Source organism: Enterovibrio norvegicus FF-33, from assembly GCF_000286835.2.
In the GTDB taxonomy this organism is placed as follows: Bacteria; Pseudomonadota; Gammaproteobacteria; order Enterobacterales; family Vibrionaceae; genus Enterovibrio; species Enterovibrio norvegicus_A.
In genome coordinates this window covers 2,614,148-2,626,967 of the sequence record NZ_AJYD02000038.1, presented here as the reverse complement: position 1 = coordinate 2,626,967, position 12,820 = coordinate 2,614,148, and the positions used below count along the sequence as shown (strand labels likewise).

The following is a 12,820-nucleotide window of genomic DNA, read 5'->3' as shown; positions in this document are numbered from 1 at the left end:
ATTACATCAGCGAATTATTTTTTTTCAGCGACGAACTTGGGATGAACGTATGACTGACTGACGTCAACCATCGCAATGTCTTTAAAAAACTCTCGGCCGAGCAAAACCGGAAACTCCATCTGGGAGCGGTCAGCTAGCGTAAATTGTGCTTTTTCATGTAAATCACCAAGACGTACTCGCAATTCAACCACGGGACGACGCTCTAATTCATCGGCAGAGGCTTGACGTATTTTCACCCAGCGTTTGACCTGGGCTTCAATGGCGACGGCGGGCTCTGCGTCATTTGGGTCTGATTTGGTGTGTGCCAGATTGAAACGCACCCACGTTTTGCCATCACGTTCGAATTCTTGAATGTCAGTGGCATTCATGGATGACGTGGTAGCGCCTGTATCGACACGCGCTTTGAAATTGTCACCTGCCGCATCAATCCATACCCATTCTTGTTCGCCCAAAATGGTTTTATCTTGCGCGGTAGCAACCGGCACTTCTTTCTCAACGTACACCACTTGTGGCTCTGGGCGGTTAGCCGCTTCGCGTGCTTGAGTTTGTCTTAGCACTTTGAGTGTGTCAGACATGGTGAGTAGCTGTTGTTCAAGGGTTGCGATTTGTACTTGTTGAGAGGCAACATTTTGATTCAACGTCGTCATATCCGATTGGATATTAGTATCGATGTTGCTGATGGCGTCCAATGTTTGCTGATGCTGCTCTTGAGATGTCAGGCTGCAGCCCGAGAGAACAACAGTGAAAAAAATCAGCAATCCGCTGCGTGTTAGCATGGGTAGCTCCGTGCTGGGTGATGAACAGTATGAATGAATGGCACTTAGTTTACATTGAAAAAAAGGACGCGAGAAGCGTCCATTATCATGACTTAGTCAGGATTTTTTGCTACTAAAATCGCGCGCTTAGGTGCGGGGTAGCCTTCTATTGTTTTCGACGGGTCATTCGCGTCCAAGTATTCTGGCAGTGAATTATGCGTCATCCAATTGGTGGAACGTTGTTCGTCGGTGGTCGTAACACACTCATCAACAATGCGCACATCAACGAAGCCAACTTTCTCTAACCATACCTTCAGCGCTTTTGCTGACGGGAAGAAGTAAACGTTGCGCATTTGCGCGTAGCGATCAATCGGCACTAGTACCGCATTTTCGTCGCCTTCAATCACCAGCGTTTCCAATACCAGTTCACCGTTTTTCACCAGTTGATTCTTAAGCTGGATAAGATGATCAAGCGGCGAGCGGCGATGGTATAGCACACCCATACTGAACACAGTGTCAAAAGCTTTGAGTTCTGGCAGACGTTCAATGCCAAGCGGCAGCAGGTGCGCACGTTGGTCGTTGCCCATCAATCGCCGAATGGCTTCAAACTGCACCAAAAATAGTTCTGATGGGTCGATGCCGACGGTGAGTTCTGCACCCTCACCAAGCATGCGCCACATGTGATAACCATTTCCACACCCTACATCCAGCACATAACGGCCTTTCAGCGGGGAAATATGGGGAAGTACGCGATCCCACTTCCAGTCTGAACGCCATTCAGTATCAATCTGAATCCCGTGCACGTCATAGGGGCCTTTACGCCACGGATGGAAGGTACGCAGTAAGTTTTCGAGCTTTGCACGTTGTCCTTCAGGCAATTCGTTTTCGGTGCCAATGGATACGCAATCTTTAAGCGCCACGGTTGATGGGGTATCGGTTGGGATCTTTTTCAGCACCCGCATCCACTTCGGCATGTCGCCGTGCGGTTGGTCTTGCCACTCAGAAAGCTGCGCGGGTAGTACGTTAAGCCATGATTGCAGGCGGTTTTTAGCGATCAATTGGTAAAAATCAGAAAAATCGAACATGGCTTATTAGTCTGTCAGTTAAGTGTTTATTAAATGTTGTTTGCTAGTCGAGAGAAGCGAGTTTTTTTACCTAGGACCTAGGACCTAGGACCTAGGCTATCAGCTTCCCGCTTACTTGATCGCAAACATCGAGCCGAAGTTAAAGCACTGGAACCACACAGCGGTGCTGCTAAAGCCAATATCGCTTAAGCGTTGCTTGTGGCAATCAATGGTATCGGGCTTCATCACGTTTTCCAATGCACTGCGCTTTTGGCTGATTTCTAGCTCGCTATAGCCATTTGCACGTTTGAAATCATGGTGTAAATCGATGAGCAATTCATGGGCAGTTTCATCAGCGAAGCTGTATTTCTCGGACAAAATTAAAATGCCGCCCGGTTTCAAGCCTGCGTAAATCTTTTTCAGCAGTGTTAGGCGATCATCGGGATTCAAGAATTGCAGCGTGAAGTTTAGGACAACCACAGATGCATTTTTAATATCGACGTTGCGAATATCTTCTTCAATCACTTCAACGTTGGTGTCTGAGCGATAGGCATTCACGTGCAATTTGCAGCGTTCCACCATGGCTGGCGAGTTATCAACGGCCACAATGTTGCAGTTTTCTGCTTTGATATGACGACGCATAGAAAGGGTTGCCGCGCCTAGCGAGCAGCCAAGGTCATACACGGTTGAACCGTCAGACGCGTAGCGCTCAGCCAACATACCAATGGCGGATATGATGTTGCTGTAACCGGGTACAGAACGTTGGATCATATCGGGAAAAACTTCAGCCACGTTTTCATCGAACGTGAAATCGCCCAGTTTTTCAATTGGCGCAGCAAAAATATTATCGCGAATGGCCATCTGAACCTGCCTTGAGGGTAACAACAGCATGTACTTAATGCCCTGACATGCCGTTTAAAAATCATCTTATGCGCGGAATTCCGTCCCGCACCGAGAGGGCGCGTATTGTAGAGAATTTTACCTGAGTTGTCTCTATACGAGGTGTTTTCGTCTTATCACTTCTTATTTCCTCTAGGTAATGGTTCTTGTCTTGTATTCACAAGACACGCTGTTTCCTCTCATTTTTCAATTGTTTGATCCAAATTTGATACACGCTTCTATACTTTAATTCATGCATGTAAGGCCAATTTTTGTCGATTTCGCGGTAGCGAATTTTAAGTTGGCGGACGTTTATTGGAGAGGGATCTAATGGGGAAGTTGAGGGAGGCAGCATATGCCTTTTTTGTTCGAACTGGCATTGCCAGAGCGCTTTCATATTTCCATCGCGATAAGTTGATCATCCTCTGCTTTCATTCGATGTCGATGAAAGATGAACATCAATTCTGGCCAGGTGTTTTCATCTCAAAAGAGAAGCTCATTGCGTTGCTGGACTATCTTCAACACTCTCACTTCAATGTCATCAGTCTCGACGATGCAGAGCGTCATTTGAATGGTGATGCACAATTCACATACCCCGTTGTTATTACAGTAGATGATGGTTGGCGTTCCAGTATTACCGAACTTTTGCCCACATTTCAGGCGTATCAGTTTCCTTCGACCGTCTATGTAACGACCTATTACTGTGACCATCAGATCCCTGTGGTTAATGTCTTGCTTCAATATTGGCTATGGCATAAACCGACAGAAGCGTTTGAGGTGGCATTTCAAGGTCAACACTATGGGTTCACAGGAAATGTGTCTGACATGGTTAAAGCGGTAGAAGCCGCAATGGTGTCTTTTGACGATGACCAAAAAACAGCGTTTTTGTCGGCGGTCGCGAGTGCGTTAGGTGTGAGTGATGATGCGATACACACAAAGCGCTTCCACAACGCCAATTACAATGAGTTGAATGCAGCGATGGCTTCACCACTCACCAACATTCAACTGCACACACATACCCACACACTGCCGACAGATAGCGACGCTATTCATCACGAAATACAAACCAATCGAGAGGTATTAACCGCGCAGATTGCTTCGCCAAAAGCGCTGACGCATTTTTGCTATCCGAGTGGGATTTGGTCACCAGAGCATCTACCGGATTTGAATGCACTTGGTATCAGAACGGCGACAACCTTGGATGAAGGGCTGAACGCAAGAACAGAACACCCGTTGAAGTTGAAGCGTAATTTGGTGATGGACAGTCGTTCGTTGAACCAGTTCATCGTGACCCTTTCAGGTGTGGCGGACACCTTGCGTTGGGTGATGGGAAAAACACGTGCTTAAACGAGGGGCAAGCATTGGTGATTGGTGATTGGGGACAGACATGACTGAAACGACGAACATAAAAATCGCTTACCCCTTGGATGTGGCATTGCTGCAACGTCGTCAAAAGAAGCTCCGTAGAACGTTGAAAGCTTCGCTGACTGCGCCGCCTTTGCGTGTTGCGATCTTGGGCGGGTCCACGACCAGCGAAGTGGCTAACTACATTGAGCTATTTTTGCTGAATAGGGGGGTGAACGTAGAAATCTATCAGTCTGATTACAACCAATTCTATCAAGAAGCCTTATTTGATAACGACGCGCTTGACGCTTTTAACCCTCAAGTTATTTATCTCCATACCAGCAGCGTGAACCTAACAAGATGGCCAGTGCCGACAGACCTTGACGCCGACGTTAGTGTGAAAATCGCGGATACTTTTGATGACTTTCATTCCGTTTGGCAGGCGTTACACGTTAAGTATCAAGCCACCATTATTCAGAACAATTTCGAATTACCCTTTTCCCGTCCGCTCGGAAACATTGATGCGTCTGCCGTGACGGGGAAAACACGTTTCACGAATGCATTGAATGCAAGGTTTGCCGAATACGCCGAGCAAGATGGCAATTTTATTCTGCATGACCTCAATTATCTTTCTGCATGGTTTGGCTTAGAACGTTGGTTTAATAAAACGCAGTGGTTTGCCTATAAATATGCAATGAGCAGCGATGCGTTTCCTGAATTGGGGCACAGTGTGGCTAATCAAATTCTCGCGGTGGTGGGATTGAGCAAGAAAGCCATCGTCTGTGATTTAGATAATACGCTGTGGGGCGGTGTGATTGGTGATGATGGCTTAAAAGGCATTCAAATCGGCCATGAAAGTGCAGAGGCCGAAGCCTACACCGAATTACAACAGTACTTGAAGGCGCTACATCAGCGCGGTGTACTTTTGACGGTATGCAGCAAAAATGACATTGAGAACGCGAAACAAGGGTTCTCGCATCCCGATTCAATACTCACGCTCTCTGACTTCAGCGAATTCAAAGCTAATTGGGAAAACAAAGACCAAAATATTGAGCAGATTGCGGAGTCACTTAATATCGGTTTGGATTCCCTTGTTTTCCTTGATGATAACGCCAGTGAGCGGGCGCTCGTGGCGAGTAATCTTTCATCGGTTGCTGTGCCCAACATTGGGCAAGATGTCACGCAATACATCACGGCTTTGGACAAGGCGGGTTGGTTTGAACTGGTATCTCTTAATCCAGAAGATGTTACGCGAGCGGCCATGTATGCGCACAATCAAGAACGTCAGCAGTTACAATGTGAGTTTGAAAACTATGACGACTACCTGCGATCGTTAGACATGCACGCAATGATCGCGCCATTTGATGAGTTGGCATTGCCTCGCATCACTCAACTCACGAATAAAACCAACCAGTTTAACCTCACGACTCAACGGTATAGCGCGCAGGAAATGACGTCTGTCATGCACTCTCCGCGACACCTTTCATTGTATGGCCGATTGCGTGACAAGTTTGGCGATAACGGCATTGTTTCTGTGATTGTCGGCGCTGAACAAGAAAGCACGCTCACGATCGATTTATGGCTGATGAGCTGTCGTGTGTTCAAACGCAAGATGGAACAGGCAATGTTTGCTGAACTCGTTCGTCATGCGAAAGCGCGCAATCTCCAAAGATTGGTCGGGAGATATGTACCGAGCAAAAAAAATGGCTTAGTGAGTGATCACTATGCATCGCTGGGTTTCCAGCGCTTGTCGGAGAGCGAAGAGGGCAGCAGTCAATGGGAATATGTCATCGACGAGCATCAGGCTGAGCTTGATCTCCCGCTGGTGATAATGCGTGAATGATTGCGTACCAACGAATGCTAAATAAAGAACAAATACTCAACCTTGAAATAGGTTCACTGCGCGGCACGATAAAGGAGCTTGTATGGATATATTAAATGCGATTTCTCAGATCATTTTTGATGTGCTGGATGAAGATGATTTAGTGGTGACACGAGATACGACGGCAGACGATGCGGAAGATTGGGATTCGCTGGCACAGATACAAATCATCGACGCGATTGAAAAAGAGCTGGCGATTAAATTTAGTTTGTCGGAAATCGAACAGCTGAATCAGGCGGGTAATGTGGGTGATACGGTCGATTTAATCACTCGAAAACTTCAAGCAGCATGATCGGGATAAGATGAATGAAGCAATACCGTATTGATGACATTGACGTGGGGTTAAAACACCAATTCTCTGCAGATATTACCGAGGAGAAGCTGAATGCCTTCACTCTGGTGAGCGGTGATGTCAATCCGCTTCATACCAATGCGGAGCATGCCAAACGACGAGGGCACCCTGATGTTGTGGTGTACGGCATGATGACGGCATCGTTATATTCCACATTAGTTGGGGTATATCTACCGGGTGAAAATGCACTGTTGCAGGATATTCAAACCCGTTTCAGTCGCCCCGTTTTTGTTGGCGATGTGCTGACGGTTGAAGGGGAGGTGGTGGATGTTCACACCCTTCTAAAACGTATCGAAATCAAAGCAGTTATCCGAAATCAACACGGACAAGTGGTATCGAAAGCGCGGATCCATTCAGGGATTGATGAAAGCGAGTCATCGGCATGAGTAAAACCAGTTTAATCGTGGGAGCGAGCTCGGACATTGGCAAAGCGGTAATGTCGATGCTCGATAGCGAAGGCAATCGTATTATCGCGCATGGGTGTAACAATCTTGCTGCGCTTGAAAGCATGCAATCAAACATGCAAAGCGAGCTTCATGCACTGCGGGCTGATTTAAGTGACCCTGACAGTTGCGAGGCGTTTATTTCGGACGCAACGGCACTGTGTGCAGATCCCGATCATCTTATTTTTGCGCAAGCCCCGAGACTGAAACTGACGCGTTTTAAAAAGCTCTCGCGCCATCAAGTCATGGAACAGCTCGAAGTGCAAATGATGAGCAGCATGATGATTGCGAAAGCTTTCTTACCGGCAATGGTAAAACGTGGTGATGGACGAATCGTTTTTATTCTAAGTAGCGTCACGTTAGGCATGCCGCCTGCGGCGATGGCTGATTACAACATTGCCAAATACGCACAGTTGGGCTTGATGCGTTCACTGGCAGCGGAATGTGGTGGCAAAGGCATTCGTGTGAATGCAGTATCACCCTCGATGGTCGATACACCATTTTTGCAGGATATTCCCGACAATATGGTGATTCAGAACGCGGCATCTCACCCGATGAAGCGCAATGCAACATCAGTGGAAGTTGCGTCATCTGTGATCTTCTTGCTCTCTGAAGGTGCGGAATACATTAATGGTGTCAACCTTTCGGTCACTGGCGGAGAGTGTGTATGACGTTGCAAACGAAGCTGGATGACCTGCGCGAGATGATTGAAAGTAGGCTCGATAAGCAAGTCGATACGTTATCGACGGTTCGCGAACAATATCTGTCTTTTGTACAAGATGAAATGCCCGGCCGCGCATATTCACATTTCCCTGATGAAATGAATCGTTGGCTTGAGCAGCTATCGAACACACATAGCAAAGACGTAGAGGCAGATATTCATCAACTCGCGCTAGTGGCTTTAATGCAGCGGAGTCTGCGCTCATTGGATTCAAGCGATCAGACTGGCCTAGCTAGTCATGATGTGACGATGCCGACAATGGTGATTGACTCTATCAAAGAGTGGTTTGAGTATTTGGCAGATGACATTGCGACGGGCTGCTATGAGCCCAATGTTCAGAGCGATTTGTTTAGGAAGGACCTGGCTATCAGCGCGTTGAATATGTGGCCAAGTCGCTCGATTTGTCATTATGAACCCAGACCATTACCGCGTCGATTTCTTACCGCGAATGGCATCGCACAATTTGTTAGTGCAGCGGATATGCTGCTGAGAAAACTGAACAACAGACAAAACATGTACGAACTGCATATGGAAGATCGAAGAACTAATCCTGACTTCCTTGAACCAGGATGGCGAGCGTTTTATCTGGAAATTGCACAGCGCCTTGAATCAGAACCACACGTTTCGGGCATATTTGCACAAAGCTGGTTCTGGGACCCTTCCGTGATACAAGCATCGTCGAAAATGGCCTATTTACGTACGCTCCCAGAGTCTGGTGGCGCGTCGTTTTATCTGCTCGAATCGTGTGATGATGCGGGGCATGTTGCTTTGCAGAACAAAAAGCGTCGACGGTTGTTTGATGAAGGGAAGTACACACCTAAAAGCTATCTGATGATTTGGCCGCGAGATGACATCGTTCGTTGGGCCCAAGCACAATAACCTATCAAAACTAGACTCAGTGATTGCAATGAGTCCATCTGTTCAAAGTACGGTTGATGGCTTGATGACATGACTGAGTAATCCGGTTGAATACTCGTTTGTGGGTACTGATTTTCGACAAAAAAACACAATGAGTCATGACTTCTTGCCTGAATCAAAGGTGCTGTTTTGTAGAGAGCGCTAAGCGAGTGACTTCTATTTACGTGGATATTCAATGGAATGAGCACGAGAGTGGTTGATGTGATCGCATTAAAAAGTGAGGACAAGCTGCCAATCTATTTCTTATTTGTGCTATAAAAGTAAGGATCTTTTAAGGGTATTCACAATGTTAGAGCAAGCAGTATCAAATTTAATCAGTGATGACGCGACGTTGAGCCGTAAACAATTGGCAATGCGTGATCGCGAGAGTGAGTTGTTGCTAATAGCATGTAGCATTGTGGAAAGGGAAGGATTTGCACAACTCAACATGGATAAGCTTGCTGCCGCCAGCTCGTATTCCAAAGGTACAATTTACAATCACTTCAACAGCAAGGAAGATTTGTTTGCTGCGCTTGCGATCCAAGCGCTGAGTAAAAAAATTCCTCTGTTCAAAAGCGCACTCGACTTTGAAGGTTCCAGCCGTGAAAAGTTGATTGCCATGCATGCGGGTATGCACCTTTTCTCAAAACTCTCGCCCATTCTCGCGATGTGTGCACTGGTTAGCCGTACGCCTGCGGTCACTGAAAAAAGTGCTCCTGAACGCCTGGAAAAACTGAACACGTTGGAAGACCTCGTGGTGTCATTTGGTGATAAGTTCATCGAGCTAGGTCAGAGCTCTGGAGACATCACTCTCGCACCCGGCATCACGAGCGATAGCATTGTGTTTGCAAATTGGGCGATGGCATTTGGTACCAGTTCATTGGTAAACAATGCGACGCAAAGTAGCTGTGTATCTCGCCAACATGACACCAATATCGTGCTCCAGAACCTCAACTTCCTCCTAGATGGGATGCGCTGGATGCCTTTGTCTTGCGATTTCGACTACCAAAAAACATGGGATCGTGCCGAAAAAGACCTGTTTGGCGAAGAAGTCGCCCTCATAGAAAATCAATCTTAATTGCGACAAGTGACTTATTTTTGACGATTCGTCAAAATGAGCTTTAATTTGTTACTTTATTGTACTATATTGACGTTTCGTCATTAATTGACGAAGCGTCAATTTTTATCTGGCAATGATTTGAATTTCTAACTATGTGAACGTGTAATTTCATTTTGCTTGAACGGGGTGAGTGAGATAACCCTATGTTTAGGAAGTATTAAGCCATATTAATTGGCTTTTTAAAGCAGGGAATTTGACGAATCGTCACAAATGGAGAGTGTGGTGAAAACAGAATTATATCGAATGCCTACGGCACGACCTTGGTTATTTGTAATCCTCAGTGTTTTGTTTGCCGTTGTTGCGGCGATGGGGAGTCAAAACTTGTATTTCCGAGGTGATTACCAAATTTTCTTTGATAAAGGGAATCCGCAGCTACAGTCGTTCAAAGAGCTTGAAGCAACCTTCAATAAAACGGACACGCTTGCCATTGTGGTAGCACCTCATAACAAGAACGTGTTTACCAAAGATAACCTGTCATTAATTCAGCAACTCACAGATGAAGCATGGCTTACACCATATGCGAGTCGAGTGGATTCCGTCACGAATTATCAACATACCTCCGCGGAAGAAGATGACCTGCTTGTTGAAGATCTCGCGCCAGATTATTACGAACTTGATGATGCGCGGATCGACTATATTCGGGAAGTCGCCCTCAATGAACCTCGTTTAGTTAACGCTATTGTTGGTCAAACCGCGCAAGCCGCCATTGTGAATATCACTTTTCAATTGCCGGATGGTGACCAAACGGCGCAAGTGCAGGAAGTGGCCAATTTCACGAAAGATGTTCTGGCCAAAGCGCACGAAACCTATCCTGACGTAGATTTCCATCTGGCGGGCATTATCGCCATGAATAAAGCTTTTGCTGATGCTGCGCAAGCAGACAGCCAAACGCTGGTGCCAATGATGTTTCTTGTTGTACTTGTGTTCCTCGGCATTATGTTGCGGTCTTGGAAGTTTGTCATGGCGACGCTGATCGTGATTGTGCTAACGATTGCCGCCACGATGGGGATGCTGGGTTGGGTAGGCCACTACCTCAATAACGGTACAGTGACAGTCCCGACGCTGGTGATGACACTCGCCGTGGCGGATTGTGTCCATCTGATCACGTCCTATGTGCATGCTCTTCGTGAAGGTAAAGACAAAACTGAGGCCATTAATTATGCGCTTAAGCTTAATTTCCTCGCGCTATTGATCACGTCAGTCACGACGTCGATTGGCTTCTTAATGATGAATGCGTCGGACTCTCCGGTATTGAGAGACATGGGGAATCTCGCTGCATTGGGCGTGATGATCGCGTTTGTCTTGTCTGTCACGTTATTACCTGCATTGCTTCAATTGATGCCGTTCAAGGTGAAGCCTGCCCGGACAAACAGTAACAAAGCGATGGGATGGGTAGCCGATACCGTGATTGCGAATCATAAGAAGATTCTGCCAGTCAGTGTCATTGTCGTGGCACTGAGCGCGGTGTTGTTGATGCAAAACCATGCCAATGACAATGCCGTTGAATACTTCGATTCTAGCAACAACTTCCGCCAAGCGGCTGATTATATGGAAGAAGCTGTCAGCGGAACGACGGCATTCAGTATTTCCATTAAATCGGGTGCGCCACAAGGGATCACTCAGCCTGAATTTTTGACGACGGTTGAAGACTTCACTGAATGGCTACGCACGCAACCAGAAACAGACCATGTCGCGTCAATCTCTGACACGTTCAAACGTTTGAACATGAACATGCACGGTGATGATAAAACGTTTTACACCTTACCTCAGAACCCTGAACTCGCGGCGCAATACTTGCTGTTGTACGAAATGTCATTGCCGTATGGATTAGATTTGAATAATGAAGTCAACATTGATAAGTCTGCGGTCAAGTTGGTACTGACCACTGACAACCTCGGCAGTGTTGATTTGATTGCGCTGGAAAAACGCATGGATGCATGGTTCAAGGCTAATGCCCCTCAGTACGAGATGGCATCGTCTGGCCCGAACCTGATGTTCGCTCATATTGGCGAAACCAACATTGCCAGCATGTTGAAAACCTTACCGATTGCGTTGGTGTTGATTTCTGGGTTGTTGGTATTCGCATTACGTTCATGGCGTCTTGGTGTGATTAGCCTAGTGCCAAATTTGGTGCCAGCCATTTTGGGCTTTGGCTTGTGGGCTGTTGTGTCAGGTGAAATCAACCTGGGGCTTTCAGTTGTTATCACCCTGACCTTGGGTGTGGTGGTGGATGACACCGTACATTTCCTGACGAAATATCGCCATGCGCGTGTGCATGGACGCAATGTTGAAGAGGGCATCCGCTACGCATTTGACTCAGTGGGTCGTGCGTTATGGATCACCACCGTCGTACTTGTTGCGGGTTTCAGCGTGTTGGCAACATCCGGTTTCCGGCTAAACAGTGACATGGGGCTACTCAGTGCCATTGTCATATTCATTGCTCTCATCGTGGACTTTGTTCTATTACCTGCCGTGCTCTTGGTAGCAGACAAGAAAGCCTATGCCGATGAATCTAAAGATTTTAGTAAAGAAGCAACGCAGTAACGAATTCAAGGAGAGAAGAATGAAAACAATAAAAACATTATCAAAAGCCGTTGTGATTGCGTTTAGCATGATGGCGATAGCAGCGCCTGTGGTTGCCGATGAAGTGAAAGGATTAGAAATCGCCAACGAGCGTAAAGTGCGAGATCAAGGCTGGGGTGACAGCGTTGCTGAAATGACCATGCTGCTTGAAAACGCGAATGGTGATACCAGTGACCGTAAACTGCGCATTAAAACACTCGAAGTCGAAAGTGATGGCGATAAAGGGTTAACCATTTTTGATGAACCTCGTGATGTGCGTGGTACTGTTTTTCTTAACTACTCGCACATTACTGGCCCTGACGATCAGTGGCTTTACCTTCCTGCGTTAAAGCGCGTGAAACGTATTGCCTCGCGCAACAAATCCGGCCCGTTCATGGGCAGTGAATTTGCGTACGAAGATTTAAGCTCGTTCGAATTGGAGAAGTACACGTTTAACTTGGTGGGTGAAGAAGCGCTTGATGGACAAAATACGTTTGTGATTGTACAAACGCCAACCGATAAGTATTCAGGTTATACCAGCCAAAAAGTGTGGGTTGATCAAGAGCATTATCGACCACTGAAAACTGAGTTCTACGATCGCCGCAAGTCATTGCTGAAAACACTGACGTTCAGTGACTATAAACAGTACCTTGACCAATACTGGCGCGCTCACACCATGATGATGGTGAACCACCAGACGGGTAAATCGACCAAATTGACCACGACAGATCTCGCGTTCAAAACGGGCTTGGATGAAGGTGATTTTTCTAAATCTAGCTTGAAGCGCGCGCGCTAGGAGTG

Annotated in this window: 12 protein-coding genes; 9 read left to right on the top strand and 3 right to left on the bottom strand. The window is 46.7% G+C overall.

From position 1 onward, the window contains the following. Window positions 1-14 precede the first annotated feature (14 nt). From A1OO_RS19675 to cmoA, 3 genes are all read right to left on the bottom strand, one after another. Window positions 15-776, bottom strand: a complete 762-nt coding sequence (locus tag A1OO_RS19675) for an ATP-dependent zinc protease family protein (protein ID WP_016961257.1) — start codon at window positions 774-776, stop codon at window positions 15-17. 92 nt (window positions 777-868) lie between these two features. After that, on the bottom strand, window positions 869-1,840 hold the full coding sequence (cmoB, locus tag A1OO_RS19670; protein WP_016961258.1) for a tRNA 5-methoxyuridine(34)/uridine 5-oxyacetic acid(34) synthase CmoB: 972 nt from the start codon (window positions 1,838-1,840) through the stop codon (window positions 869-871). Between the two features lie 111 nt (window positions 1,841-1,951). Beyond that, on the bottom strand, window positions 1,952-2,680 hold the full coding sequence (gene cmoA / locus A1OO_RS19665; RefSeq protein WP_016961259.1) for a carboxy-S-adenosyl-L-methionine synthase CmoA: 729 nt from the start codon (window positions 2,678-2,680) through the stop codon (window positions 1,952-1,954). Window positions 2,681-3,142: 462 nt separating this feature from the next. Here cmoA and A1OO_RS19660 point away from each other — a divergent pair, with 462 nt between their 5' ends. From A1OO_RS19660 to A1OO_RS19620, 9 genes are all read left to right on the top strand, one after another. Next, window positions 3,143-4,045: a polysaccharide deacetylase family protein gene (locus A1OO_RS19660; RefSeq protein ID WP_241819196.1), complete on the top strand. Its 903-nt coding sequence runs from the start codon at window positions 3,143-3,145 to the stop codon at window positions 4,043-4,045. 40 nt (window positions 4,046-4,085) lie between these two features. Continuing rightward, window positions 4,086-5,885 carry an HAD-IIIC family phosphatase gene (locus A1OO_RS19655; protein ID WP_017004168.1) on the top strand — a complete coding sequence of 600 codons (1,800 nt, stop codon included), beginning with the start codon at window positions 4,086-4,088 and terminating at the stop codon, window positions 5,883-5,885. Between the two features lie 82 nt (window positions 5,886-5,967). Continuing rightward, window positions 5,968-6,216 (top strand): acyl carrier protein, encoded by a 249-nt coding sequence (locus tag A1OO_RS19650; RefSeq protein WP_016961262.1) that lies wholly within the window; start codon window positions 5,968-5,970, stop codon window positions 6,214-6,216. A 14-nt stretch (window positions 6,217-6,230) separates the two neighbouring features. Then, on the top strand, window positions 6,231-6,662 hold the full coding sequence (locus tag A1OO_RS19645) for a MaoC family dehydratase (protein ID WP_016961263.1): 432 nt from the start codon (window positions 6,231-6,233) through the stop codon (window positions 6,660-6,662). Then, on the top strand, window positions 6,659-7,390 hold the full coding sequence (locus tag A1OO_RS19640) for an SDR family NAD(P)-dependent oxidoreductase (protein ID WP_016961264.1): 732 nt from the start codon (window positions 6,659-6,661) through the stop codon (window positions 7,388-7,390). The genes A1OO_RS19645 and A1OO_RS19640 overlap by 4 nt, the downstream gene beginning before the upstream one ends. Beyond that, window positions 7,387-8,319, top strand: coding sequence for a hypothetical protein (locus tag A1OO_RS19635; RefSeq protein ID WP_017004167.1), 933 nt, complete (start codon window positions 7,387-7,389; stop codon window positions 8,317-8,319). The genes A1OO_RS19640 and A1OO_RS19635 overlap by 4 nt, the downstream gene beginning before the upstream one ends. 325 nt (window positions 8,320-8,644) lie before the next feature. Then, window positions 8,645-9,415 (top strand): TetR/AcrR family transcriptional regulator, encoded by a 771-nt coding sequence (locus A1OO_RS19630; protein WP_016961266.1) that lies wholly within the window; start codon window positions 8,645-8,647, stop codon window positions 9,413-9,415. A 252-nt stretch (window positions 9,416-9,667) separates the two neighbouring features. Next, complete coding sequence (locus tag A1OO_RS19625; RefSeq protein WP_017004166.1) at window positions 9,668-12,001, top strand: efflux RND transporter permease subunit; 2,334 nt, start codon at window positions 9,668-9,670, stop codon at window positions 11,999-12,001. A gap of 19 nt (window positions 12,002-12,020) precedes the next feature. Then, complete coding sequence (locus A1OO_RS19620) at window positions 12,021-12,815, top strand: outer membrane lipoprotein-sorting protein (RefSeq protein ID WP_016961268.1); 795 nt, start codon at window positions 12,021-12,023, stop codon at window positions 12,813-12,815. Window positions 12,816-12,820 lie beyond the last annotated feature (5 nt).

Coding starts and splice junctions, on each gene's coding strand:
- A1OO_RS19635 (WP_017004167.1), top strand. CDS start 7,387: ATGACGTTGCAAACGAAGCTGGATGACCTGCGCGAGATGATTGAAAGT.
- A1OO_RS19645 (WP_016961263.1), top strand. CDS start 6,231: ATGAAGCAATACCGTATTGATGACATTGACGTGGGGTTAAAACACCAA.
- cmoA (WP_016961259.1), bottom strand. CDS start 2,680: ATGGCCATTCGCGATAATATTTTTGCTGCGCCAATTGAAAAACTGGGC.
- A1OO_RS19620 (WP_016961268.1), top strand. CDS start 12,021: ATGAAAACAATAAAAACATTATCAAAAGCCGTTGTGATTGCGTTTAGC.
- A1OO_RS19625 (WP_017004166.1), top strand. CDS start 9,668: ATGGAGAGTGTGGTGAAAACAGAATTATATCGAATGCCTACGGCACGA.
- A1OO_RS19630 (WP_016961266.1), top strand. CDS start 8,645: ATGTTAGAGCAAGCAGTATCAAATTTAATCAGTGATGACGCGACGTTG.
- cmoB (WP_016961258.1), bottom strand. CDS start 1,840: ATGTTCGATTTTTCTGATTTTTACCAATTGATCGCTAAAAACCGCCTG.
- A1OO_RS19660 (WP_241819196.1), top strand. CDS start 3,143: ATGAAAGATGAACATCAATTCTGGCCAGGTGTTTTCATCTCAAAAGAG.
- A1OO_RS19640 (WP_016961264.1), top strand. CDS start 6,659: ATGAGTAAAACCAGTTTAATCGTGGGAGCGAGCTCGGACATTGGCAAA.
- A1OO_RS19650 (WP_016961262.1), top strand. CDS start 5,968: ATGGATATATTAAATGCGATTTCTCAGATCATTTTTGATGTGCTGGAT.
- A1OO_RS19655 (WP_017004168.1), top strand. CDS start 4,086: ATGACTGAAACGACGAACATAAAAATCGCTTACCCCTTGGATGTGGCA.
- A1OO_RS19675 (WP_016961257.1), bottom strand. CDS start 776: ATGCTAACACGCAGCGGATTGCTGATTTTTTTCACTGTTGTTCTCTCG.